The following is a 24,313-nucleotide window of genomic DNA, read 5'->3' as shown; positions in this document are numbered from 1 at the left end:
AGGCCGTCTGAAATCCCATAAGGTTTCAGACGGCCTGTTATCAGGATAGATTATTCATCAGCTTTGTAGCCTTTTATAGCAAAGAAGACGATATAGACATAACAAATCGCTGATACAACGAAAGAAATCATCAAACCGTAAGTATCCGCTGCCCAACCTTGTACCACAGGCACAACCGCACCGCCGACAATCGCAGTACACAATACGCCGGAAGCGCTGCTGGTAAATCGACCCAGACCTTTGGTTGCCAAAGAGAAAATGGTTGGGAACATGATCGAATTGAAGAAGCCGATGGCCAACAATGCCCACATTGCAACATCTGCACTGGCTTTACCTGCCAACATAGCAACGCCCAACAAGGCAACAGCAGCAGTAGCGTTAAATGCCAAATAGCGGTTAGGCGCAATTTTTGCCATGATAGCAGAGCCTAAGAAGCGACCGACCATTGCACCGCCCCAGTAGAACGACAAATATTTCGCGGCAGATGCGTGATCCAAACCTTTCAGATAGCCCAACACGCTGACCAATAAAGAACCGATGGATACTTCCGCACCGACATAACAGAAAATACCGGCCGCACCAAAAACCAAATGACGGTATTGCCATACGCTGTGTTTGCCATCATGGTTGTGTTCGCTCTCTTCTTCAGCAATTTTGTTTGCGTTAGGCAGACGAATCATTTTGACGAATACAGCCAAAATAATCAGCAGACCGGCCAAACCTAAATATGGAATTTGAACAGAAGAAATTTGCTCGGCTTTGCTGACAGTTTGTGTCGCATCAGCCAAAATCAGGAATGCGCCGATTTGGGGAGCAATGGTCGTACCCAAAGAGTTAAATGCCTGAACCAAAGTCAGTGTTGCAGATTCTTTACCCGGTTTGGACAGCAAAGTCACATAAGGGTTACCCGCTACTTGCAACAGTGTTACACCTGAAGCCAAAATAAACAATGCACCCAAAAAAGTTGCATAAGAATGACTGCCAGCAGCAGGATAAAAGAGTAGACAGCCGATGGCAGTCAATACGAAGCCGCTAATCACGCCGTTTTTATAGCCGATTTTGCCGACCAAATAACCCATCGGGATCGACATAATCGCATAAGCGGTAAAGAAACAGAATTGAATCAGCATCGCCTGAACATAAGTTAGGTCGAAAATATCTTTCAAATGCGGAATCAAAATATCGTTCATGCAGGTAATGAAACCCATCATGAAAAAGAGCGTGGTTAGGACAACCAGCGCAGGAGTATGATTTTGTTGTGAATGCGAAGACATGATTTGCCTTTCGTTTTGTTAAGATTTGCTGGAAAAATGAGCTTAAATCAGTTCATTAAACTTAACACCCATTAACAGCCGCCCGTATCATACTGATAATCCGTCACTTTGAAAACTATCTTCTAACAGCCGACTACATTATCCTTCAGACGTTTAATTTTAAAAATTTCAATAATATTGGATTTATCTTTTATTAGATTAAAAAAATAAAGGCATAATCCTCTTATTAAGCCTGTTATTTCTTTTTTACAATACTCATTGATATAACTCAAAATATGCCTCTTCTTTACGCTTACCTTGGCCTGATTACCTCTGCCTTTACTTCTGCCACACTACTTCCAGGTACATCCGAGGCGGCATACGCCGCATTTGTGTACCAATATCCGCAACATGCCCTCGGCGCATGTTTGTGTGCCGGTTTGGCGAATGGCTTGGGCAGTATGGTTTCGTATTACATGGGCAGAATGTTTCCGGCCAAGAAAAGGCCGTCTGAAAAAGTATTGGCGCGTATACAAAGATGGGGAATTTGGCCGCTATTATTTGCATGGTTGCCGATTATCGGCGATGCCCTCCCCCTTGCCACAGGCTGGCTCAGGCTTAATGCTTTGCATTGCGCCATCATTCTGATTGCAGGCAAACTGCTGCGCTATGCCATGATTTATTGGGGAATGAACATAGTTGCCGGATAAGTTTCCACAGTCAAAAATAAAGGCCGTCTGAATGATTCAGACGGCCTTTGCCTTTAATTCGACAATTACAAGACTTTCACAATACTTTCGCACAGGTAGTCGATATTGTCATCGGTAATGCCTGCAACATTAATGCGGCCGGAACGGACGGCATAAATGGCAAACTCGTTTTTCAAACGGTCAACTTGTTCGGGAGTCAAGCCGCTGAAAGAGAACATACCGTTTTGTTCGATAATGAAATCAAAGTCTTGGGTTGCACCTTTGTCCTTGAGCAACTCGACAAATTTTTGGCGCATGGCTTTGATGCGACCGCGCATTTCATCGAGTTCGGCAATCCATTGTGCTTTCAAATCATCATTTTTCAACACCAGCGCAATGGTGTTCGCGCCGTGTGAAGCCGGGTTGGAATACAAGGTACGGATGATGGTTTTGACTTGGCTGTGGGCGCGGGCTGCAGTTTCTTCATCTTCGGCCACCAAAGTGAACGCGCCAACGCGCTCGTTGTACATACCGAAGTTTTTAGAATAAGAACTGGCAATCAGCAATTCTGTATTGTGTTTCAAGAACACGCGCAAGCCGTAGGCATCTTCTTCCAAACCATTGCCAAAACCTTGATAAGCAAAGTCAAACAATGGCAACCAGCCTTTTTCAGCAGAAAGTTTTGCCAAAGTTTCCCATTGTTCGGGCGTAGGGTCGATGCCGGTAGGGTTGTGGCAGCAGCCGTGCAGCAGGACGATGTCGCCTTTTTGCGCTTGGCTCAAGTCTTCAATCATGCCGTCCCAATCCAAACCGTGTTTGGCGGCATCATAGTAGCGATAAGGTTTATCTTGGATACCGACCGCTTTGGCGATGGCGTTGTGGTTTGGCCAAGTCGGATTGGAAATCCAGATGGTTTGCGCGTTCAACTGACGTTTAGCAAACTCGGCCGCAATGCGCAATGCACCTGTACCGCCAAGGCTTTGCGCTGTTTTGGCGCGACGGCTGGCAATGATTTCGTGGTCTTTGCCAAACAGCAGAATTTGGGTTTGTTCATTGTAGTCGGCAACGCCGTCGATGGTCAGGTAGTTTTTGGTTGTTTCGCTTTCCAACAGGCGTTTTTCAGCCTCTTTAACGGCTTTGACAATAGGCGTCGCGCCGGATGCGTCTTTGTACACGCCGATACCGAGATTGACTTTCTCCGGACGGGTTTCGGCTTTAAACGCCTCGCCCAAACCTAAAATCGGATCAGCAGGAGCAGCTTCGATATGCTTGAAGAACATGATTTTTCTCTTTACAAGTAGTAAAACGGTTGAAAAAATACAAATTTATGTAATTTTACGCCGTTTCAGGCCGTCTGAAAACGGATTATTACAGGGTTTTAACGCAAGATTGCCAACAAATCCAAAGGTGTGGCAATACGGAAATCGGCAAGCCAGTTTTCGGTTTGGTCTTCGGCAGAAATATAGCCCCAATCGGCAAGCACGGTCGTCATGCCTGCATTTTTGCCTGCCTGCATATCGCGCTCGGCATCGCCGACATAAAAGCATCGCTGCGCTTCGACACCCATCTGTTCGCACGCATAAAACATAGGCTTCACGCTGGGCTTGGGTTCATCGCAAGTATCGCCGCTGACAATAACGGCAGGAGGCACGGCAAACCCGAGCTTAGGCACGAGGACATCAGTAAAGCGCATGGGCTTGTTGGTGATAATACCCCATTGGATACCGCGTTGAACTAAAACTTCCAGCATTTCGTTTACGCCGTCGAACAAGATGGTTTGATCGGCATAACAGCGGCTATATTCATCCAAAAACTCTTTGCGCCATTGCATATAGTCCGGATGATCGGGCGTAATGCCTGCACCAAGCTTGAGCAAACCGCTCGCACCGTGGCTGGCCTGCGGACGGATTTCATCCATGCTTTTTTCTGGTAAACCGTGTCGGCGCAATACCGTGTTGAGCGCGCCACCCAAATCAAGTGCGGTATCGGCAAGCGTGCCGTCAAGGTCAAATAATACGGCTTGGGTCATAAGTGTTCCTTTGATGATTTTAGAAGGCCGTCTGAACAATCCAATAAGTTTCAGACGGCCTGAATATGGTTAATGGTGATGGTGTTCGTGCATTTCCTGCGAACACAAAACTTCATCTTTATGCGGATGCTGTTCGCTTTCAATCTGAATCGTACAATGCCCAATGTTGTGATGTGCCAATTCATGTTCGATACGGTAGGCGATTTGTTCGGACTCTGCAACCGTCATGCTGCCATCTACAACAATATGGCAGGACAAAACGTGGATATTGCTGGTAATCGTCCAAACATGCAAGTCGTGAACGGATTTTACGCCCTCCGTATTGCGGATAACGCTGAGTAACTCATCGGTATGGATGTTTTCCGGCGCACCTTCCATCAAAATGTGCAAAGCCTGTTTAAACAGCTTCCAGCCGCTGCGCCCTACCAAAGCCGCCACCAATACGCTGGCAACCGTATCCGCCCATTGCCAGCCATACGCCATTATCAGCACTGCTGCGACAATCGCCCCTATCGAGCCGAATAAATCGCTGATTACGTGCAGATACGCGCCGCGCATATTGACGTTTTCTTCGGTATCGCCATTCTTCAACATATAAACGGCGACGCCGATGTTAACCAGCAATCCGATGATACTGACCACCAACATGCCGCCCGTCAAAATTTCCGGCGGATAAAACAATCGTTTGACCGCTTCATAAAAAATCATCGCCGCAATCAACACCAGCGACAATCCGTTAAACATCGCCGTCAAAATTTCAAAACGCTTGTAACCGAATGTCTTTTGCAGCGTGGTCTGTTTCTCACCCAGTTTGAATGCCCACAATGCCACGCCCAGAGAAAACGCATCGCTGAACATATGCCCCGCATCGGAAAGCAGGGCCAAAGAGTTGGTCAGCCAGCCGCCGACCGCTTCAACCAGCATAAATCCAGCAATGACGAAAAATGAAATGCGCAATACCTGCTTATTGGCGGTATGAGTATGCGCGTGCGAATGATCGTGATGATGTGCCATGATGATTTTACCGTTTCAGACGGCCTTTTTATCCTGTTTCAAACTTTTCTCAAAATCTTCCAACATATCCAGCTCGAAACGGCTGAATCCAGCACGTTCCCGTGCTTCGATATTGACGTAGCCGCGGAAAATAAACATATCGTAACGCGCAATCAGGCTGCGGAACAAGGCAACCGGTTTCAAACCGCGCTCACGGCAAAGATGCTGATACCAATGATTGCCAATGGCGACATGCCCCACTTCATCGCGATAAATAATATCCAACACATCGCAGGTTTCCACATCGCCACGTTGCGCCACTTTTGCACGAATACCCGGCGTGACATCCAAACCGCGCGCTTCCAACACCCGCGGCACCAAAGCCATGCGCAACAAGGGATCGTAAGCAGTTTTATACGCCATATCCCACAAATGCCCGTGCGCTTCAAAATCGCCGTAATCGTAGCCCAAGCTGTTCAGACGGCCACGCATCAAGCCGAAGTGAAACACTTCTTTTTTCGCCACCCTTACCCAATCACGCACAAACTGAAACGGCATATTGCGAAAACGATACGCCGCATCCAAAGCCAGATTAATCGCATTAAATTCAATGTGCGCAATCGCGTGCAACATCGCCGCATAGCCTTCGACCGTATTCATCTTGCGCGGCGTGACTTCCGAAGGGGCAACCAAACGCGGACGGAGCGGATGACCGGCAAAACGGCAATCCACAGGTTTTGACTCTTCAACCGTCAAACCTTCCGCCTCACCCAACTGCGCAAACAAGGCCTGCGTCAATCTTCCCTTTTCATCCGGATTGTCCGACAGCAAAGCCTGTTCCAATAAAGGATAAGGATTCAGATACATACAAAACCATTGTTTTAAAAAGATAAATATTATAACCGTTTTAAAAAGCAAACAGAAAGACTATAATTTCAAGCTTTCCGTAAAATGACATTAAATACCACACCAAACCATTGTGTGCTTCATTAAAAAAACGTCAAAACCAAATGCAGGCCGTCTGAAGAAATGAAATTATTTCAGTCACTTGATTGGATTTTTCATATTTACACAAATTAAACCCTCCATTCAGCCCCTTGCCTGTTACACCATAACGTCTATACTGAACCCATCTCTCCGAACAAGGAACCAAAACATGAAAACTACCCGACTGTTCACCCTGACCGCTGCCGCGCTGCTTTCTTCAGCCATCGGCTTTGCACAAGCCGGCGCAGTGGATGCCCTGAAAAAATTCAATAATGACGCTGACGGTATCAGCGGCAACTTCAGCCAAACCGTTCACAGCAAAAAGAAAACCCAAACCACACACGGTACATTCAAAATCCTGCGCCCGGGCTTGTTCAAATGGGAATACACCAAACCCTACAAACAAACCATTGTTGGCGACGGCAAAACCATTTGGCTCTATGACGTAGATTTGGCGCAAGTAACCAAGTCCTCACAAGACCAAACCATCGGCGACAGCCCTGCCGCCATCCTCTCCAACAAAACGGCATTGGACAGCAGCTACACGCTGAAAGAAGACGGTTCTGCCAACGGTATCGACTACGTTTTGGCTACGCCTAAGAAAAACAATGCCGGCTATCAATACATCCGCATCGGCTTCAAAGGCGACAACCTCGCCGCAATGCAGTTGAAAGACAGCTTCGGCAACCAAACCAGCATCAGCTTCAGCGGTTTGAACACCAAGCCTAACCTATCCAGCGGTATGTTCAAATTCACTCCTCCTAAAGGCGTTGATGTCTTGAGCAACTAAGCTTTCAACTGAAACACAAAGGCCGTCTGAACAACAGACGGCCTTTTATTTAGTTCAATTCAACATCAAACATACTGTTACTTTTGACCTTGAATGGCAGCGGCAATTTTTTCTGCGCCTTTTTTCGCCCAGTCTGCCTGCTTGGCTTCCACCATCACGCGCACGACAGGCTCAGTACCGGATGCGCGCAAGACCACGCGGCCTTTACCTTCGAGTTCTTTTTCCACTTCAGCCAAAGCCTCTTTGGAAGCATCCTGCCAGTTTTGACCTTTTTTGATGCGGACGTTAATCATGGTTTGCGGATACGGCTGCCAATCGGCGCAAACAGTGGCAAGGTCTTGATTCAAGGTTTGCAGTGCGGCCAAAACTTGCAGCGCAGAAATGATGCCGTCACCGGTATTGTGTTTGTCCATGCACAAAATATGGCCGCTGGCTTCGCCGCCAATCGACCAACCGCGTTGGTGGAGCTGTTCCAACACATAGCGGTCGCCCACTTTGGCGCGGCAGAAATCAACACCCTGCTCTTTCAAAGCAATTTCCATCGCCATATTGGTCATCACTGTACCCACTACGCCGCCGATTTCCATGCCTTCGTGCGCACGTGCTTTGGCAATCACATAAATCAGGCTGTCGCCGTCATACACTTTGCCATTGCGGTCAACCATCATCAAACGGTCGCCGTCACCATCCAAGGCAATGCCGTAATCGGCTTCATTTTGCAATACAGCCGCTTGCAAAGCTTTCGGATGGGTTGCCCCACATTTCTCATTGATGTTGTAGCCGTTTGGCTCATCACCGATACTCACCACTTGCGCACCCAATTCGTGGAATACTTTAGGCGCAACTGCATAGCCTGCACCATTGGCGGTATCGACCACCAATTTCAGACCGCGCAAGTCCAAATGGCTTGGGAAAGTGGATTTACAGAACTCGATATAGCGGTCATCCGCACCATTAATCCGGCGCGCACGACCCAAACGGCTGGACGGCTGGGTTTTCATTTCCTCATCGATTTTGGCTTCGATTTCCAACTCGATTTCATCGCTCAGCTTCACACCGCCTTCGGCAAAGAATTTAATGCCGTTGTCAGAATAAACGTTATGGGAAGCAGAAATCATCACACCGGCAGACAAACGCAAAGCACGGGTCAAATACGCTACGCCCGGGGTTGGCAGAGGGCCGGTTTGAATAACGTTGACACCGGCGGCAGTAAAGCCTGCAATCAGCGCAGCTTCCAGCATATAGCCTGAAATACGCGTGTCTTTACCGATCAAGACGGTCGGTTTGATTTCACCTTCGTGCTGCACCAAAACCTGACCTGCCGCATAGCCTAATTTCAAGACAAAATCAGGATTGATAGGAAACTGACCGACTTCGCCACGCACACCGTCAGTACCGAAATATTTTTTTGCCATGAGATAACTCCGTGATTGTTTTGTCGTATGTGAATATTGTTGAACTTCTTTAAAAGAATCTTGATTGTATTCGAAAGCCGTCTGAATCTTTCAGACGACCCTTGATCATGAGAATAATTTACTACTTCAGTATTATAGCAAGATCCGGATTTCCTGCACAAAAAAAGCACATCCTTTTGCAGAATGCGCTTCCTATTCGAGATTCAAAATCAAATCTTAGAATTTAGCACCAGACTGATTAGCCATGTAATCAACTGCAGCTTTCACTTCATCATCGCTCAGGCTACCGTTACCACCTTTGGCAGGCATTGCGTTAAAGCCTTCGAGTGCGTGTTTGTGTAGGGTGTCTTTACCTTGTTTGATACGAGGAGCCCAGTCTTCTTTTTTACCTACATGAGGAACACCTGGAACTGCGCCGCCGTGACATGCTTGGCAGTTGGCTTCGTAAACTTTTTTGCCGTCTGCACCGCCGGCTGCTGGAGCTGCCACACCTTTGTTATCTGCTTTGGCCGCATCTGCTTTAGGGGCTTCTGCAGGAGCTGCACCTTCAGCCGCCGGAGCTGAAGCGGCTTCACCGGAAGCGGCTGCATCGGCAGGAGCTGCGGCATCAGGATCAGGGAAAGTACCGCCGGCTTTGTTGGCCATGTAAGTAATGGCGCGTTTCAATTCTTGATCGGTCAAATCAGCCGCACCGCCTTTGGCAGGCATTGCGTTGAAACCGTTCAAAGCGTGTTGGAACAAGGTATCAAAGCCTTGGGCGATACGAGGAGCCCAATCGCCTTTGTTTTCAAATTTAGGCGCATTAGGAACAATACTGTCCGCCGCGTGACATTGGATACAGATTTTGTTGAAAATCTGGTCGCCTTGACGTTCGCCGACAGGAATACCGTCGCCCATTTTGAGTTGGCCGACTGGCTGGATACGGGTTTGAGTCGCAGCTTCGGTTGTTTCGGCAACATCGCCGAATGAACCGCTTCCCGCCAGTTTGATCAGGAAGTAAATCACTGCAATGACAATAACGATACCGCTCACAAGGGTGAACAATGCAGAGCCTTGGGCTTTGTGGTCGCGGAGTTGTTTCATTTGGTAGGCCTCGCCGTTAGGTTAGGTTGTGCTGTAAGTTATAGTTTATGTGTTAAACGCAGTTAACAATATTTTGCTGGATTATACTGAATTCGCAAAGGCTTTCCAATCCATCTTGAGAAAAAGATACGCAAAAATCCTCAAAAGGCCATCTGAATTCTGCTAAGCCTTTGTAGTTAATTGATTATTCCAGCCATACAAAAAAGTGACCGCCAATGCCACTTTCAGACACTTTCAAGATAAACTTTGCCAATAAAGCCAATATGCGTTAACCTTACGGCTTCCGCACCCATAGCTCAGTTGGAAGAGTGTCAGTTTCCGAAGCTGGAGGTCACAGGTTCGATCCCTGTTGGGTGCGCCAATTATAAAGAGGCCGTCTGAAAGATGAAAATTTTTCAGACGGCCTTTTGATTTACTTCAAATAAAACTACATTCAATTTCAGATTGCATGGCTATTGCAACACTTTGGCAAATGCCTCGGCTACATAATCGATATTCGATGCATTCAATCCTGCCACACACATCCTGCCTGAATCCAGCAGGTAAACGGCAAACTCGTCACGCAGGCGGTGTACCTGCTCTACGGTTAGGCCTGTATAGCTGAACATACCGCGCTGTTTGATGAAATAGCTGAAATCGCGATTGGGAATTTTGGCCGTCAAAACATCATAAAGTTTCTGACGCATGGCACGGATGCGGTCGCGCATGGCATAAACCTCGTTTTCCCACAAAACGCGCAAATCATCGCGGTTCATCACATCAGACGCAATATATGCACCATGCGCGGCAGGGCTGGAATAAATACGGCGGACGGTAAATTTCAACTGTCCGAACACCAGCTCTGCTTCTTCCTTATTAGGACACACTACGCTCAAACCGCCGACACGCTCGCCGTACAGCGACAGGTTTTTCGAGAAAGAGTTGCTGACAAACAAAGGCAATCCCATTTCGACGGCTTTACGAATCGCATAGGCATCGCTGTCCAAATCCTCGCCGAAACCTTGATAGGCAATATCCATAAACGGAATCAGCTTGTGCGTTTTGATGATGTCCAACACTTCATCCCATTGCGCTTGCGACATATCTACGCCGGTCGGGTTTTGGCAACATGGATGCAAAATCAAGACACTGTTTTCCGGTAATGTTTTGAAAAACGCAGTCATCTCTTCAAATTTCACGCCGACGGTTTCAGGGTTGTAATAAGGATACGTCCCCACTTCAAAACCGGCGCCTTCAAAAATGCCTTTATGGTTGTCCCACGTCGGATCGCTGACATAGGCTTTTGCATCGGGGAACCAACGGTGCAAAAAGTCGGCACCGACTTTCAACGCCCCCGAGCCGCCTAAAGTCTGTACGGTCGCAACGCGCCCTTCTGCCAGCGCCGGATTATCCTGCCCGAACAGCAAACGCTGAACTGCGCTTCGATAAGTGTCCAAACCTTCCATCGGTAGATAAGGAGATGGGCGCGGTACAGCCGCACGCTCTGCTTCTGCCCGGCGGACAGATTCCAAAACCGGCATTTTGCCTTCGTCATCAAAATAAATGCCTATGCTCAAGTTGACTTTTTCAAGACGCTCGTCGCGTTTGAAGGTTTCAACCAAACTCAAAATCGGATCGCCCGGATAATACTCGACATGACGGTACATGGTGCTTCCTTTATTTTCAGACAGAATTGATGCAAATTGTGGCACTAAAAGTCCTTATTTGCAAAATCAGGCCGTCTGAATGATTTAGACGGCCTAATTATTTTTAAACGCTACCAATCTACCCGTTTTAAATCATTTTGTGCCAATACATCCGCATGCTCGCTGCGGCTTTGATATTCCCTGTCCTGCAAAATGCGGCGAGCGACATAATTCAAGTGCAGCTTGGCTGCCTCAGCAGCTTCCGACGGTTTGGCCTGGGCAACGGCTTCAAAAATAGCGCGGTGCTGGGCAATCAGCGTCGGGCGCGGGTCTTCGGTTTGATGGATATAGATAATGCCGCTGCGTGTTTGCTGATAAAGCATTTTGAGCAGGCTGCTGGAAAGATGACTGAATAGGATATTGTGCGCGGCATCAGCAATGGTTTGATGAAAGCTGACGTCTGCTTCGGCTTGATGCTCCAAATTTCCGCTTTCACAGGCCGTTTCAAACTTCTGCCGCCAGAAGTCAATGCGTTTCAAATCGGCGTCAGTCCGTCTTTCGGCGGCCAGCGCCGCCATACAGCCTTCAACGTGACAGCTGAAATCGAATACGTCTGTTTCCCAATTGGTATGTTTGCCGAGCAATTCCTGCCAGCTTTGCAAAAAATCCTGTTGCGGCTTGACGGAAACATAATAGCCATCACCCTGCCGCGCTTCCAAAACCTGCTTGGCAATTAAAATATTCAACGCCACCCTGACCGACGGACGCGATACGCCGAATTCTTCCGCAAGCGTACGTTCGGGAGGCAATTTACTGCCTTCTTCATAAATGCCGGTAGCGATACGTTCTTCTAAAACGGCTAAGACCTGATCGCTGATTTTTTGAGGACGAACCAATTTCGTCATGTTGTATTCCTGATGATTGAAGGACAGTTGTATTCAAACGGCCATAAATTGGATTGACCAATTGTCCGCCCATTCTAATCAATCCCCTATTTTTTCGTCAAGAAATGCCATTCTCCCTATTGCAAGCAGTTTAATTCAAACACATTCATTTTTATCAAGTAACCTCACCAATGCCTTCAAATCAATATTTTGGTATGACCAATCTTAATAAACAACCTATGCGCCCAAAATCTGAAAATATTGATTTAGATTAAAATCCCACTGCTTCTATTTTACTAGACTTTATGTATAATACTTAGGTATTAGTTAACATAATTCCTAATAATAGAGAGAAACGATATGAAATACCCACCATTACTTATCTTACCCATTGCCTTAGCCGTATCCCAAGCATGGGCAGATACCGATCCTACACCTGAAGAAACGGTTACCCTTTCCCCTGTCACCGTCACCGGCACACAACAAGAAAAAGCCAATCGCGTTACTTTCAACCCCAAAGCTGCTTTGCAACCCCTCCCTGCCGGAGACGGGGCAGACCTTTTACAATCCGTGCCCAACATGAGCATCATCCGCAAAGGCGGCAGCTCGGGCGATCCGTTATTTCGTGGTTTGGGCGGCTCGCGCCTCTCCGTCAATGCCGATGACCAGTTTATTTATGGCGGTTGCGGTATGCGCATGGACCCACCGACTGCCTATATTCATCCCAATTCATTTGACAAAGTCGTGGTCACCAAAGGCCCGCAAACCGTTACCCAAGGTATGGGCTTAGTCAGCGGCTCGGTGCAATTTATCCGTAAAGATCCTGATTTCACTGAAAAACCTTACAACATCAACGCCACCCTGACGGCGGGCAGCAACGACCGCCTTGACGGTTCGCTGGAAGCCGAGTTCGGCGGCAAATACGGCTATGTCCGCACCAATATCTCCCATAACGAAGCCGACGATTACAAAGACGGCGACGGCAACCGCATTCACTCTCACTTCAAACGCGACAGCCAAATGTTGCAACTGGGTGTTACCCCGACAGAAAACACCACCATTGCCGGCACATACGAACGCAGCAGAGCCAAGGTTGCCTACGCCGACCGCATGATGGACGGCAGCAAATTCGACCGTGATGCATGGAACATCCGCTTTACCCAACGCAACCTTACTCCATGGTTCAGCGAGTTGGAACTGCGCTACGGTAAAAGCGAAATCGACCACGTGATGGACACATACAGCCTGCGTACCATCTACAATCCTGCCGGCAAGCAGATTAAAAATGCCAACAACCCTAAACGCAATACTGATACAGGCCGTCTGAAAGCCACTTTCGACTGGGACAAGCTCAACCTGCAAACCGGTTTGGATTATTTGGACGATGTCCACGTCGCGCGTCATGAGCGTGGCGGCGACGGCTACAGCCACAAGCCTTATATGCCCAACCAAAGTTTCAAACAATGGGGTGTTTTCACCGAAGCCTCTTGGCAGCAAACCGACAATCAACGCTGGGTAGCAGGTTTGCGCCATGACCAAGTCAAAGCGCATTACGATACCGCGCGCGTTACCGACCCCGTTTTGAAACATCAAAAATTCAATTTGAACTCAGGCTTCCTGCGTTGGGAAAGAAATACGGACAACGGCCTGAAATACTATGCCGGCTTCGGTATTGCCGAACGTGCACCTGACTACTGGGAACGCCTGCGCTCTGAAAACAAAGCCATCCGCGCAGAGCAAAACCGCCAAATCGATGCTGGTGTAATCTGGAAACGTCCTAACCTCCACGCATCTGTATCCGTATTCGGCAGCAACATCAAAGACTTCATCATGATGGAACGCCAAGGCATGAATTTCAACGTGCGTAACATCAACGCTTCACGCTTTGGCGGCGAAGCCGAAGTCAAATGGACATTTACGCCTAACTGGGAAGTCGGCACCAGCCTCGCCTACACCCACGGCAAAAACCGTACCGACGGCAAACCTTTGGCACAAACGCCACCGCTCGAGTGGAACAACACCCTCGCCTTTGACAACGGCAAATTCAGCGCGGGCGCATTATGGCGCGTCGTAGCCAAACAAAACCGTTACAGCAAAGGCCAAGGCAATATCGTCGGCCAAGACATCGGCGCCTCTTCAGGCTTTGGCGTACTCTCGCTCAACGCCGGTTGGAAATTCAGCAAATACGCCACATTGCAAGGCGGCGTGGACAACGTGTTCAACAAAACCTATGCTGAATTCGTCAGCCGCGGCGGCGACCCTTCTGCCGGTACACAAACCATGCGCGTGAATGAACCCGGCCGTACTGCATGGCTGAGACTGCAAGCGAAGTTCTAACCAGCCTCGCGCGTATATAAAAAGGCCGTCTGAAAATTTTTCAGACGGCCTTAATATTTTTAAGGATGTTTTTAAACAAACAGTCCGGCGAAACAATGCAACGCCGGACTGTTTGCTCTCTATCGGATTAAATCAAACCCAAAGAGTTGATGAACACCACAATAATCGCAATCGGCGCAAGATAGCGAAGCGCACCCAACCACAGGTAAAGCAACTGTTTCGGAATGGTACTGCCCATGCCTGCATCGCGCAGGACGGACTGTTTGTCCTGAACCCATGACGTAAACACGGCAACGCTCAATGCGCCAATCGGCATGATGACGGCAGAAATAATGAAGTCCCACAAGTCAAAAATAGTTTTGCCGAAAATCTTAAATTCGCCCCAAACGCCAAATGACAGCGCCGAAGGAATACCGACTATGAAAATCGCAATACCGGTTACCCAAGCATGGCTGCTGCGCTTTTTCTCGTCTTGGCGGATGGTTGCCGCGTTAACGGTTTCCAGCATGGAAAACGCGGAAGTCAGCGTCGCAAAGACAACCAACAGCATGAACACAGCAAACAAATATGTACCCATCGGCATTTTCATGAAGACCGCAGGCAACACAACAAAAATCAAACCAGGGCCTTGACCCGGTTCAAAACCGAAGGCAAATACCGCAGGGAAAATCACCAAACCGGCCAGCAGCGACACAAACAGGTTCATCCACATAATCATATGGCCGGAGCGGAACATATCCTGATCCTTACCCAAATACGAAGCATAGGTAATCATCGCGGACACGCCGATACTCAAGGCAAAAAACGCCTGACCCAAAGCAGTCAGCATCGTACCCGGTTTCAAATACGACCAATCCGGTTTCAACAAAAATGCCACGCCCTCCATTGCGCCGGGCAAGGTCAGCGAACGGATAGCCAGCGCAATAAAGAGGATAAACAAACCCGGCATCAATACGCGGTTTGCCTTTTCAATGCCGTCTGAAACGCCGCCTTTGACCACCCAAATGGTAATCAGCATGAACAAACCTTGGTAAAACAGCGAGCCAAACGGTGAAGAAATCGTTTTGCCGAACAAAGCTTCAAAGTCTGCACCGGCATGAATTTCACCGGTAAAGCTGTGCACGACGTAGTTCAATACCCAGCCGCCGACCACGCTGTAAAACGACAGCAAGATAAAACACGCGGCCACACCCATGCGGCCGACCCACGGCCACTGCGAACCCGGGCGCAATACTTTAAAGGAATCGATGGCGTTTTTACCGCCCGTACGGCCGATGTAAAACTCGGCCAGCTGAACCGGCAAAGCCACCAAAATAGTAAAAATCAAAAACAAAAGAAAGAATACGGCGCCGCCGTTGGTACCGGCTGTATAAGGGAATTTCCAAATTGCACCCAAACCGATGGCCGAGCCTGCCGCAGCAAGCACAAAGCCGATTTTAGATGACCAAGACGAATGGTTGCTCATGATGTAATATTAAGAAACGTGAAGATGCCGAATTGTAACAGGGTGAAGTCAAGCCGTGAGTGGCTGACGGACAGCCGATAAGCAATTCGCACGGATGGTGCGTACTTACCAAGCAAATTAGCATGAATTTTTGATAATTAAACTTTTAATAGCACAAATTTTATTTTTATATTTTAAATTTGACGGTTTATTTTAAAAATACGCATATAAAAGGCCGTCTGAAACCTTGTTTTTAAGGTTTCAGACGGCCTTTATCCTTAAGCTGCTTTATTTTTTCATGGCATCGGTCATAACTTTGACATTGTAGCGGTACATGCCGATGTAGCTGTTGGCCGGTGCGCCACCCAATGCATCAGAATACAGGCGGCCGCTGACATTGACGCCGGTTTCTTTGGCAATACGGTCAATCATGCGCGTGTCTTTGATGTTTTCAGTAAAGACGGCTTTAATGCCCTCGCGTTTGATTTGGCGGATGATGGAAGCCACTTGTTTGGCAGATGGCTCGGCTTCGCTGCTCACGCCTTGAGGGGCAATGAATTCAATATTGTAGCGTTTGCCCATGTAAGAGAACGCATCATGCCCGGTCAAGACTTTACGCTTGGCGGCAGGTACGGCATTAAAGGCAGCCTGCGCATCGCTGTGCAGTTTTTTCAGCTGCATTTGATAGTTGCCCAAACGTTGCTGATAGTAGGTTTTGCCCTCAGGGTCGGCTTGAATCAGCGCATTGGCAACGTTTTGCGCATAAGTACCCATCAGGACGGGGTCGGTCCAAACGTGCGGGTCAAACTCGCCGTGATCGTGATGATGGCCTTCATGATCGTGGTCATGATGATGGCCGCCCTCTTCTGCTTTCAAAGCCTGAATGCCTTTGGTCGCTTCGGCGAAAGGAACTTTACTCTGTTTGACTGCACGCTGTACATCGGCGGCTTCCAAGCCCAAACCGTTAAGCAATACCAATTTGGCACTACGGATTTTTTTGATGTCGCCACTGGTCATGTGGTAGGCATGACTGTCTTGGTTAGGGCCCACCAAGCTTTGAACGGCCACACGGTCGCCACCAATCTGTTTGGCCACGTCGCCCAAAATGCTGAAGCTGGTGACAACAGGCAGCGGAGCGGCATAAGCTGCACCGGTCAATAATGCGGCAACGATGCCGAGTTTCCAATGTTTCATATTCTCTCCAGTGATATAACGTAACATTAACATCATCATAAAACAGACCGACTGTTTATTCAAGCGGCCGTCTGAAAAATCATGCCGTGCGGTGTTTCTTGCGGCGCAGCCATTTTGCCAAAATACCGCCTTCCCAACCGAACACGACAGAAATCAGGTAAAGCGTGCCGCAGCATAAAATAATCGCCGGGCCGGACGGGATTTCGATATGGTAGGAAAACAACAGTCCTGCCAAGCCGCAAAGCAAAGCTAATGCGACCGACAAAATCATCAGCCAACCCATGCTTTTTGCCCACAGTCTGGCGGTAATCGCCGGCAACATCATCAAACCGACCGACATCAGCGTACCCAATGCCTGAAAACCCGCAACCAGATTCATCACGACCAGCACCAAAAACAGCACATGCCAAAAGCCGCCCTTGCCGCCGACAGCCTTGAGGAACAAAGGGTCTATGCTTTCCAACACCAGCGGGCGGAACATGACCGCCATCAGCAAAATAGTGACACTCGCAGAAACGGCAATCAGCTGCAAAGCCGGAATATCCACCGCCAACACCGAGCCAAACAGCAAATGCAGCAAATCGACGCTGCTGCCGTTTTTGCTGACCAAAACCACACCGATGGCGAGGCTGCTCAAATAAAATGCGGCAAAGTTTGCATCTTCTTTCAATGAAGTAAACCGGCTGACCAAACCGGCCAACAAAGCCATCAGCAAACCGGCTGCAAAACCGCCGACGCTCATTGCAGGCAAACTCAAGCCGGCAAACATATAACCAATGGCCGCACCGGGCAAAACCGCATGGCTCAAGGCATCACCCACCAAACTCATGCGACGCATCACCAAAAACACACCGACAGGCGCCGCGCTCAATGCCAGGCAGAAAATCGATGCCAGGGCATAGCGCATAAAGTCAAATTCGGCGAACGGCGCGACGACCAACTCATATAAATCCATGTTTTATCGCTTTTTTATTAATCTCTGAAAGCCTTAGGCCGTCTGAAAAATACTTACTTTCAGACGGCCTTGTCCATTAAACCGCGCACCAATCGGCCGCTTCCTGTTTCTGCATCATTCGGTTTGCCTGTGCCAAAAACTCATCGGTCAACACATTTTCAGTCGCACCGGCAGTCACTTTTTCACGCGCCAAAAGCAGCGTGTTGGCAAAATATGCCCTCACCTGCTCGTAATCATGCAACACGGCAATCACAGCCTGACCGTCCTGATGGCACTGGCGCAAAACTTCCAACAGCGCATAAGTCGTCCGCGCATCTACCGCGTTAAACGGTTCGTCCAGCAGCAAAAATTTGGCATCCTGCACCAGCATCCGCGCAAACAATACGCGTTGGAACTGGCCATTGGACAAATGCGCAATTTGGCGCGTGGCAAAATCCTGCATTTCGACGCGTTCCAACGCCGCCATCACGCGCTTTTTCTGCTCCGCGTTTACGCGTCCAAAAAATCCGATTTCATACCACAGCCCCATCGCCGCCAGTTCAAACACCGTCATCGGCTGGCTGCGGTCAATATCCGACTGCTGCGGCAAATAGGCAATGTTCTTGCGCGCCATATTTTCATAGCGCACGCTGCCCGTGTCCGTCTTCTGCAAGCCCATAATGGCTTTGAGCAGGGTCGATTTGCCCGCGCCGTTCGGCCCGAAAATCGTCCACATCTTGCCATCTTCAAACACCATATCCACATGGTGCACCACCGGCCTGCGCTGATAGCTGACCGTCAGATTTTCCACCACGATACTCATGGCGACACCGCCCAAAAATATACAGCCCACAACGCCGCCAATGCGGCAAGCGCAATCAGCAGCCTTTGCAGCAATCCGGTCAACAATACAGAATTCATAAGCCTAAAACCGCCCTTGCCCGAATACGGACAACAGGCCGTCTGAAAGAAAATTAAAACATTAAAATGATACTGTATAACGTTAACCCTGTAAATTTCTTTCGTTTTCAGACGGCATCGGGCAAAAGGCCGAATATCGGTTACAATCCATTTTTTATTTGATGATTGTTCTATGTCTATTCCACTCTTAAACGAAAAACTCAATACCGAAACCGCCCGCATTTCATGGGAAGAGCTGCAACCCCACTTCGCACGCGGTGCCGCCGTCTATGTGGCACCTGATTTGGATTTGATTGCCGTCGCCCGCCATGTTGCTGAAGATGAAGCCGCGCCATTGAAACAATGGATGGAACAAGGCAAATTCGGTGCCATCAGCGATGATATGGCGCGCACATTTTTAGCGGATAAGCAAGAAATGTGGGCGGTTGTCGTGGCACCGTGGGTATTGGTACAGCCTTGCAAAGACTGATAAGGCCGTCTGAAAAAACAAAACCGGAACATTTCCCATGTTCCGGTTTTGTTTTTTTTCAGACGGTCTATTGCAAAGTAAAGCCTGCTTTGAATTCAAGCTTCGGCACCCCGATAACGAAACGTTTGCCGATACTGTCTTCAAATTCATACGCGCCTTCGATACTGCCCCAAGGCGTGCTGATTTGCGAACCGCTGTTGTACTCATAGGCTTCACCCGGGTACAAAACAGGTTGCTCTTCAATCAGGCCGGCATGGCCGACCTGCTCTGTCTCACCGTGTCCATCGGTGATTTCCCAAAAACGCTGACGCAAAGTAATGATTTCATCACTGCGGTTGCAGATGGTAATCAGATAATTGAAGGCATAGCGGTCGCGATAGACGTCGCTCTGACCGGCCATATAACGCGGCTCCACGTTAATCTCGATTTCATTCATAATTGTTTACCCCGTATAGTATTTATTTTATTTCAATCCGGATAATTCCGGCATGCCCGCCCTATTTTTGCAAAGGGTCGAAACACTTAAAACGCATCACGCGATCCAATAAAACAGGCCCAAGACCATCAAGGTCATCGCAGCCGCAATCAAATCATCAAGCATAATGCCCAAACCTCCATGAATCCGCTGGTCAAACCATTTGATCGGCCATGGTTTCAACGCATCAAACAAGCGGAAAATAACAAAAGCCGCCAGCCACCAGCTCCATTTAAACGGAATCAGCGATAGCACCAGCAGCATCGCGACAATTTCATCCCAAACGATACCACCGTAATCCTGAATACCCAATTCCCTCTCGGTATAACCGCAAATGCGGATACCCCAGAAAAACAAGGCGATACACAATAAAAGCAATATCCAGCCGTCTATGCCCAACAGGCACAATACAAAAGCCAGAGGTAATGCTGCCAGCGTTCCGGCCGTACCCGGCGCAACCGGCGACAAGCCGCTGCCGAAACCGAATCCTAAAAAACACAATGGTTTGTGCAACAGCCAAGAAAAAGTAGGTTTACGTTCAGCCAAAATGATCAAATCCTAAAGAAGTCAGTTCCAATACGCCGCCTTCGGCATCCAAAATATTCAGACGGCCTGAATCAGTCATTTTACCAATTCGGGCGACCGGTACGCCACTTTGTTCCGCTGCCTGATAAACGCGTTCTCTATCTTCTGGAGCAGCAGTAAAAATCAGTTCGTAATCATCGCCGCCGGCCAATACTGCCGACAACCATTGTTCGCGCGACAATACATTTTTCAATTCAGGCAACGACGGCACACAATCGGCAAATATTTCTGCACCGACAGCAGAGGCTTTTAAAATATGCCCCACATCTTGAGCCAGGCCGTCTGAAACATCTTGCGCGGCATGGGCAAATGGCAACAATGCCTGACCCAATGAAACACGTGGCTCCGGACGGAGCAATTTATCATCGCAAACCGCCATAATTTCAGACGGTAATTGATAATACCCCAAATGTCTGTTCAAAGCAGCGGCAGCCAAACCCAACCGACCCGATACCCAAATATCGTCGCCGACTTCAGCCGCATCACGCCGCAGGGCACGTCCTGTCGGAACTTCACCTACTATCGTTACATTAAAGACCAAATCGCCTTTGGTGGTATCTCCACCAATCAACACCGTATCAAAACGCGCGGCCAAAGCAAAAAAGCTATCGCAAAAGCGTTTGAGCCAGTCTTGATTCAATTCAGGCAACGCAGCACTGAGCAACACCCAACGTGGCTTGGCACCCATAGCGGCCATATCGGATAAATTTACTGCAAGCATTTTCCATGCCAAATCTTCAGGCAAAACATCTTCAAAAAAATGTCTGCCTTTGACCAACATATCAGCGCTAAAACATAAATCAAATCCGTTACTTGGGCGAATAATAGCGGCATCGTCCCCTATGCCCAAAATCAGACCTTCCGATTTTTGTCGCTGCAAATATTGTCTGATAAAGTCAAATTCCGTCATATTTATCCAATACAACTATAACTTAGATTACTATATCTAATTTTGTGCCAGCCTGATGCTTGCCTACTAACACGTCAAACATCAAACTTTCATATTATTTAGATATAAAACTCAATAAGTTAAAGGCCGTCTGAAAATATAGATTTCAGACGGCCTCATGTTTTCAAACCACTCTGAGCAGGTAGATTTACAGATAGACGATTTCGCCTGTCCGCCCCCTGCTCTCTTGGCTTGCCCACCAAATAAATTGCGGCAGGACATCTTCGTAGTTTTTACGTTCGCTTTTCGATTCGCCCGGATGAGATTTGATACGTTGTGGCGAATTGATGGCACCCGGCACCAAAACATTGGCACGCAGGTTGTCAAAACGTTCCCACTCATCCGCGGCCACTTTACACAAATAATTGAGCGCGGCTTTGGAGGCACCGAAACCGCCCCAATAGGCTTGCGGTTTTTCGCCGTGGCTTTCGCCGACAAAAATCACAGAAGCGTCTTCGGATTGCTTCAACAATGGGAACAGCGCACGGGTCAAGCCCATAGGCGCAACGGTGTTGATACGGTATTGGTTGACCCATTCCGATACAGTTTGGAAATCCAATGGCGACAAGGCATAGAAATAGCTGGCACAATGCACCACGCCATCCAATTTTCCGCCGGTTGCTTCATCAATAGTTTCCGCGAATTGCTTAAACTCTTTCTCCTCTGCACTCATCAAATCAAAGCAGATGGCAAACGGCTCAGGGCTGCCCGCAGCCACAATGGCATCATATACTTTTTCCAAACGCTTTTGATGACGCGCCACCAAAATGACAGTCGCTCCGGCAGCCGCATAGGCTTTGGCAACCTGCTCGCCCAAACCTTGGGATGCGCCGGTAATCAAGATGGTTTTGTTCGCTAATGTCGTCATGACTTTTCCTTGAACTTTATGGTTTCAGATATTGTATCGGCTTGGTAAGTTTTGTAAAGTCAAAAAGGCCGTCTGAACATTTAGACGGCCTCAGTTTATTCAACCCGCAAATCCAGCATAAGCTTTTCAGCCGCGGCAAAGCCTGACTGAACTGCAGCTTCCAATGTTGCCGGATAGCGAGGATGGAGATAGTCGCCGGCCGGATAAATACGGCGATGGTGCAACCATGAGAAATCAGGTTGTACAAAATCAACCGTTGTCGCCGTAGTCGCGCGTTTTTCCGTAATAATGCGTACGGCTTCAGGCTTACCCAAATCCGGACAAACCCGCTTAATATCCGCATGAACTTTCTCGGCCAAATCTTTATCCTTCCAAGCCTCAGTGCAATCGGAAACGCTGATAACAACCGCAACTTCATTATCCAGTAAACCCAATGCCCCCCGATGCAGCACCCATTGCGCCGTACCATCGGCAAATCCGGTTAAAGGTGCAGGCAGTTTGACTGCTTGGGCATAACGCAAATAAACCGTAGTAATCGCATGGTAGTGAAACGATTGATAGGCCGTCTGAATATAGTCAGGCGTATCTTCAGGCAAAAGCGCGTCAACATGATATGGCGCAACAGCCAAAATCACCGCATCAAATACTTCACCATTGATTTCAATTCGGCCATCGATATGATGGTTTAAATGTGAAACACGAGTTTCAAGATGTATCTTTGCACCATGCGTAAGTAGGAACGCTAAAGCCGGTTCAGCTACGATCCGCCCTAAATCCTGCTTAGGCAAAAGATAATCGCTGTTCGCCTTTTCAGACCACACGCCATCATTCAATACATTACATAAAATACGCAACGATGCCTGTTCTAACGGCGTATTTAAAGCACCCCAAACCAAAGGTTGCCAAAATTGGCCAAGCAGACTGCGGGGAACATTTCGTGTTCTCAACCACTTTGCAACCGTCAAATCGGTTTTATGATGAGCTGCCCAACGTCGCAATGCCGACATATCCGACAGCAATTTGATTTTCAATGAAAAAGAAAGATTTTTCGCACGTAGGATGCCGACAAGCAAATGCCAAGGCGCAGGCAGAGAGGCCGTCTGAAACTGCAATCCCTCATGGATATGCCATTGCAAAGGCTGGCGTAAAAAGGCTGATTCAGGTTGAACACCAATATGCTGCATTAAAGTTTGAACACCATGATACGCGCCCAACAAGATATGCTGCCCATTATCCAAAAAGCTGAATCCATCATCTTTCCCGGCGAAGGCACGCGCCCTACCGCCAGCCTGTCTCCCGGCCTCAAACAAAGAAATATTAGCTCGATGAATCAGAGAAACCGCCGCAGACAAACCTGCCCAACCGGCACCAATCACGGCAATTTTTGGACGCTTAGTATTCATGGTTTAAATCCAAACAGCCAAGTTTTCAAAGCAATACGTTTTTTACGGGGAGAAGGAATCGCAATTTTATAAGTCAACACATTTTGCGCACCATCACGGTCAATTTCATTCAACAACGCATAATAAATAGCCGCCATAATCAGGCCGACTTTCTGCGATTTCTTATCCTCAGCCGGCAAAAGCAACATCGCTTCACGATAAGTTTCACGCGCCCTATTCACTTGAAACTGCATCAATTTTGCAAAATTTTCTGTCGGTTTGCACTGCATAATTACGTTGGCAGGAACATCAAACTTCTGCATTTCCTCTATCGGCAGATAAATTCTTCCCTGTCGCACATCTTCGCCCACATCACGAATAATGTTCGTCAACTGCAAAGCCAAGCCCATTTTGTCCGCATATTCCAAAGTTTTTGGATTGGAAAAACCTAAAATCCGCGCAATAAGGCACCCCACTACCCCTGCAACACAGTGGCAATACAGCTTTAATTCATCAAAACTACCATAACGAGCCTGCTCCAAATCCATCTGCATGCCATCAATCAAAGCTTCAAATTCATTCTTCGGCAAATCAAAATTTGCCCGAATATCTTTTAAAGCTTGATGAACGGGATGCTCAGGCATCTCATTATTAAACACTTTCTCCAAATCACTGCGCCACCAGTTCAACGTTATCTGAGCTACATTTGGATCGGTACAGCCATCAACTACATCGTCTAGTTCGCGACAAAAAGCGTATAAAACAGTGATCGCATTCCGTTTTTCTACCGATAAAAAACGAAAGCCGGATAAAAAACTGGAATGGCTTTCGGCAACCTTTTGATGACAATAATCCAAAGCAAGCACTGTGTATCCTAAAATATTGTTATAAATAATTAGCAGGGATTTTATCTGTATTTAAAAAAGTACGCCAATATCAAAAATTCATCTTATAACAAGGCCGTCTGAAAGCTAATCTTAAGTATCTTTCAGACGGCCTAATATCTT

The 24,313-nt window shown here is 48.0% G+C and carries 23 protein-coding genes and 1 tRNA gene; 5 read left to right on the top strand and 19 right to left on the bottom strand.

The features are described from left to right. Positions 1-50 precede the first annotated feature (50 nt). Entirely contained in the window at positions 51-1,274 is a 1,224-nt protein-coding gene (locus tag O3681_RS10850; RefSeq protein WP_371459940.1) for a sugar MFS transporter, read from the bottom strand. A 275-nt stretch (positions 1,275-1,549) separates the two neighbouring features. Between O3681_RS10850 and O3681_RS10845 the strand changes: the two genes are divergently transcribed. Then, on the top strand, positions 1,550-1,963 hold the full coding sequence (locus O3681_RS10845; protein WP_371459939.1) for a YqaA family protein: 414 nt from the start codon (positions 1,550-1,552) through the stop codon (positions 1,961-1,963). Positions 1,964-2,028: 65 nt separating this feature from the next. Here O3681_RS10845 and O3681_RS10840 read toward each other — a convergent pair whose 3' ends face one another. The 4 genes from O3681_RS10840 to O3681_RS10825 form a co-directional block, all read right to left on the bottom strand. After that, a complete protein-coding gene (locus O3681_RS10840; protein ID WP_371459938.1) occupies positions 2,029-3,222 on the bottom strand; it encodes an amino acid aminotransferase in 1,194 nt (397 codons plus the stop codon). Between the two features lie 98 nt (positions 3,223-3,320). After that, entirely contained in the window at positions 3,321-3,971 is a 651-nt protein-coding gene (locus O3681_RS10835; RefSeq protein ID WP_371459937.1) for an HAD family hydrolase, read from the bottom strand. 69 nt (positions 3,972-4,040) lie between these two features. Further along, positions 4,041-4,985, bottom strand: coding sequence for a cation diffusion facilitator family transporter (locus O3681_RS10830; RefSeq protein WP_308880920.1), 945 nt, complete (start codon positions 4,983-4,985; stop codon positions 4,041-4,043). A 15-nt stretch (positions 4,986-5,000) separates the two neighbouring features. Further along, positions 5,001-5,831, bottom strand: a complete 831-nt coding sequence (locus tag O3681_RS10825) for a ferritin-like domain-containing protein (protein ID WP_371459936.1) — start codon at positions 5,829-5,831, stop codon at positions 5,001-5,003. A gap of 289 nt (positions 5,832-6,120) precedes the next feature. On the opposite strand from O3681_RS10825, the gene lolA reads away from it, so the two are divergent. Beyond that, positions 6,121-6,741, top strand: coding sequence for an outer membrane lipoprotein chaperone LolA (lolA, locus tag O3681_RS10820; RefSeq protein ID WP_003682545.1), 621 nt, complete (start codon positions 6,121-6,123; stop codon positions 6,739-6,741). A 77-nt stretch (positions 6,742-6,818) separates the two neighbouring features. Here lolA and glmM read toward each other — a convergent pair whose 3' ends face one another. Together glmM and O3681_RS10810 are read right to left on the bottom strand one after the other, a co-directional pair. Continuing rightward, positions 6,819-8,156: a phosphoglucosamine mutase gene (glmM, locus tag O3681_RS10815; protein WP_371459935.1), complete on the bottom strand. Its 1,338-nt coding sequence runs from the start codon at positions 8,154-8,156 to the stop codon at positions 6,819-6,821. 216 nt (positions 8,157-8,372) lie between these two features. Then, a complete protein-coding gene (locus O3681_RS10810) occupies positions 8,373-9,239 on the bottom strand; it encodes a cytochrome c5 family protein (protein ID WP_101756114.1) in 867 nt (288 codons plus the stop codon). A 285-nt stretch (positions 9,240-9,524) separates the two neighbouring features. Between O3681_RS10810 and O3681_RS10805 the strand changes: the two genes are divergently transcribed. Further along, a tRNA-Arg gene (locus O3681_RS10805) sits at positions 9,525-9,600 on the top strand. Positions 9,601-9,691: 91 nt separating this feature from the next. Here the strand turns inward: O3681_RS10805 and O3681_RS10800 are convergent. Further along, positions 9,692-10,885, bottom strand: a complete 1,194-nt coding sequence (locus tag O3681_RS10800) for an aromatic amino acid transaminase (protein WP_371459934.1) — start codon at positions 10,883-10,885, stop codon at positions 9,692-9,694. Positions 10,886-10,995: 110 nt separating this feature from the next. Then, complete coding sequence (locus tag O3681_RS10795) at positions 10,996-11,769, bottom strand: FadR/GntR family transcriptional regulator (protein WP_371459933.1); 774 nt, start codon at positions 11,767-11,769, stop codon at positions 10,996-10,998. Between the two features lie 339 nt (positions 11,770-12,108). Between O3681_RS10795 and O3681_RS10790 the strand changes: the two genes are divergently transcribed. Next, positions 12,109-14,085, top strand: coding sequence for a TonB-dependent copper receptor (locus tag O3681_RS10790; protein WP_371459932.1), 1,977 nt, complete (start codon positions 12,109-12,111; stop codon positions 14,083-14,085). A gap of 127 nt (positions 14,086-14,212) precedes the next feature. On the opposite strand, the gene O3681_RS10785 is transcribed toward O3681_RS10790, so the two are convergent. The 4 genes from O3681_RS10785 to O3681_RS10770 form a co-directional block, all read right to left on the bottom strand. Further along, the gene (locus tag O3681_RS10785; protein ID WP_371459931.1) at positions 14,213-15,550 is read right to left on the bottom strand and encodes a sodium-dependent transporter; all 1,338 of its coding nucleotides are present in this window, start codon (positions 15,548-15,550) and stop codon (positions 14,213-14,215) included. A gap of 267 nt (positions 15,551-15,817) precedes the next feature. Next, positions 15,818-16,723 carry a metal ABC transporter solute-binding protein, Zn/Mn family gene (locus tag O3681_RS10780; protein WP_049331107.1) on the bottom strand — a complete coding sequence of 302 codons (906 nt, stop codon included), beginning with the start codon at positions 16,721-16,723 and terminating at the stop codon, positions 15,818-15,820. A gap of 79 nt (positions 16,724-16,802) precedes the next feature. Then, positions 16,803-17,678: a metal ABC transporter permease gene (locus tag O3681_RS10775; RefSeq protein ID WP_107722948.1), complete on the bottom strand. Its 876-nt coding sequence runs from the start codon at positions 17,676-17,678 to the stop codon at positions 16,803-16,805. 76 nt (positions 17,679-17,754) lie between these two features. After that, on the bottom strand, positions 17,755-18,480 hold the full coding sequence (locus O3681_RS10770) for a metal ABC transporter ATP-binding protein (protein ID WP_199903840.1): 726 nt from the start codon (positions 18,478-18,480) through the stop codon (positions 17,755-17,757). Positions 18,481-18,750: 270 nt separating this feature from the next. Here O3681_RS10770 and O3681_RS10765 point away from each other — a divergent pair, with 270 nt between their 5' ends. Beyond that, on the top strand, positions 18,751-19,047 hold the full coding sequence (locus O3681_RS10765; protein ID WP_004520632.1) for a DUF2288 domain-containing protein: 297 nt from the start codon (positions 18,751-18,753) through the stop codon (positions 19,045-19,047). Positions 19,048-19,114: 67 nt separating this feature from the next. Here the strand turns inward: O3681_RS10765 and apaG are convergent, their stop codons facing one another. From apaG to hpnD, 6 genes are all read right to left on the bottom strand, one after another. After that, the gene (gene apaG / locus O3681_RS10760) at positions 19,115-19,483 is read right to left on the bottom strand and encodes a Co2+/Mg2+ efflux protein ApaG (RefSeq protein ID WP_003682575.1); all 369 of its coding nucleotides are present in this window, start codon (positions 19,481-19,483) and stop codon (positions 19,115-19,117) included. 96 nt (positions 19,484-19,579) lie between these two features. Next, on the bottom strand, positions 19,580-20,068 hold the full coding sequence (locus O3681_RS10755) for a phosphatidylglycerophosphatase A (protein WP_371459930.1): 489 nt from the start codon (positions 20,066-20,068) through the stop codon (positions 19,580-19,582). Then, the gene (gene thiL, locus O3681_RS10750; protein WP_371459929.1) at positions 20,061-21,017 is read right to left on the bottom strand and encodes a thiamine-phosphate kinase; all 957 of its coding nucleotides are present in this window, start codon (positions 21,015-21,017) and stop codon (positions 20,061-20,063) included. The genes O3681_RS10755 and thiL overlap by 8 nt, the downstream gene beginning before the upstream one ends. A 187-nt stretch (positions 21,018-21,204) precedes the next feature. Then, positions 21,205-21,924 (bottom strand): SDR family oxidoreductase, encoded by a 720-nt coding sequence (locus O3681_RS10745; protein WP_003682583.1) that lies wholly within the window; start codon positions 21,922-21,924, stop codon positions 21,205-21,207. Positions 21,925-22,019: 95 nt separating this feature from the next. Further along, entirely contained in the window at positions 22,020-23,327 is a 1,308-nt protein-coding gene (gene hpnE, locus O3681_RS10740; RefSeq protein WP_371459928.1) for a hydroxysqualene dehydroxylase HpnE, read from the bottom strand. Further along, the gene (hpnD, locus tag O3681_RS10735) at positions 23,324-24,172 is read right to left on the bottom strand and encodes a presqualene diphosphate synthase HpnD (RefSeq protein WP_107722942.1); all 849 of its coding nucleotides are present in this window, start codon (positions 24,170-24,172) and stop codon (positions 23,324-23,326) included. Before hpnD ends, hpnE begins: the two co-directional genes overlap by 4 nt. Positions 24,173-24,313: the final 141 nt, after the last annotated feature.

It is taken from the genome of Neisseria sp. 27098_8_158 (assembly GCF_041433145.1).
Classification (GTDB): Bacteria; Pseudomonadota; Gammaproteobacteria; order Burkholderiales; family Neisseriaceae; genus Neisseria; species Neisseria subflava_E.
The sequence above is the reverse complement of the archived record's forward strand: the minus strand, read 5'-3'. Positions and strand labels throughout refer to the sequence as shown.

Coding starts and splice junctions, on each gene's coding strand:
- O3681_RS10850 (WP_371459940.1), bottom strand. CDS start 1,274: ATGTCTTCGCATTCACAACAAAATCATACTCCTGCGCTGGTTGTCCTA.
- O3681_RS10845 (WP_371459939.1), top strand. CDS start 1,550: ATGCCTCTTCTTTACGCTTACCTTGGCCTGATTACCTCTGCCTTTACT.
- O3681_RS10840 (WP_371459938.1), bottom strand. CDS start 3,222: ATGTTCTTCAAGCATATCGAAGCTGCTCCTGCTGATCCGATTTTAGGT.
- O3681_RS10835 (WP_371459937.1), bottom strand. CDS start 3,971: ATGACCCAAGCCGTATTATTTGACCTTGACGGCACGCTTGCCGATACC.
- O3681_RS10830 (WP_308880920.1), bottom strand. CDS start 4,985: ATGGCACATCATCACGATCATTCGCACGCGCATACTCATACCGCCAAT.
- O3681_RS10825 (WP_371459936.1), bottom strand. CDS start 5,831: ATGTATCTGAATCCTTATCCTTTATTGGAACAGGCTTTGCTGTCGGAC.
- lolA (WP_003682545.1), top strand. CDS start 6,121: ATGAAAACTACCCGACTGTTCACCCTGACCGCTGCCGCGCTGCTTTCT.
- glmM (WP_371459935.1), bottom strand. CDS start 8,156: ATGGCAAAAAAATATTTCGGTACTGACGGTGTGCGTGGCGAAGTCGGT.
- O3681_RS10810 (WP_101756114.1), bottom strand. CDS start 9,239: ATGAAACAACTCCGCGACCACAAAGCCCAAGGCTCTGCATTGTTCACC.
- O3681_RS10800 (WP_371459934.1), bottom strand. CDS start 10,885: ATGTACCGTCATGTCGAGTATTATCCGGGCGATCCGATTTTGAGTTTG.
- O3681_RS10795 (WP_371459933.1), bottom strand. CDS start 11,769: ATGACGAAATTGGTTCGTCCTCAAAAAATCAGCGATCAGGTCTTAGCC.
- O3681_RS10790 (WP_371459932.1), top strand. CDS start 12,109: ATGAAATACCCACCATTACTTATCTTACCCATTGCCTTAGCCGTATCC.
- O3681_RS10785 (WP_371459931.1), bottom strand. CDS start 15,550: ATGAGCAACCATTCGTCTTGGTCATCTAAAATCGGCTTTGTGCTTGCT.
- O3681_RS10780 (WP_049331107.1), bottom strand. CDS start 16,723: ATGAAACATTGGAAACTCGGCATCGTTGCCGCATTATTGACCGGTGCA.
- O3681_RS10775 (WP_107722948.1), bottom strand. CDS start 17,678: ATGGATTTATATGAGTTGGTCGTCGCGCCGTTCGCCGAATTTGACTTT.
- O3681_RS10770 (WP_199903840.1), bottom strand. CDS start 18,480: ATGAGTATCGTGGTGGAAAATCTGACGGTCAGCTATCAGCGCAGGCCG.
- O3681_RS10765 (WP_004520632.1), top strand. CDS start 18,751: ATGTCTATTCCACTCTTAAACGAAAAACTCAATACCGAAACCGCCCGC.
- apaG (WP_003682575.1), bottom strand. CDS start 19,483: ATGAATGAAATCGAGATTAACGTGGAGCCGCGTTATATGGCCGGTCAG.
- thiL (WP_371459929.1), bottom strand. CDS start 21,017: ATGACGGAATTTGACTTTATCAGACAATATTTGCAGCGACAAAAATCG.
- O3681_RS10745 (WP_003682583.1), bottom strand. CDS start 21,924: ATGACGACATTAGCGAACAAAACCATCTTGATTACCGGCGCATCCCAA.
- hpnE (WP_371459928.1), bottom strand. CDS start 23,327: ATGAATACTAAGCGTCCAAAAATTGCCGTGATTGGTGCCGGTTGGGCA.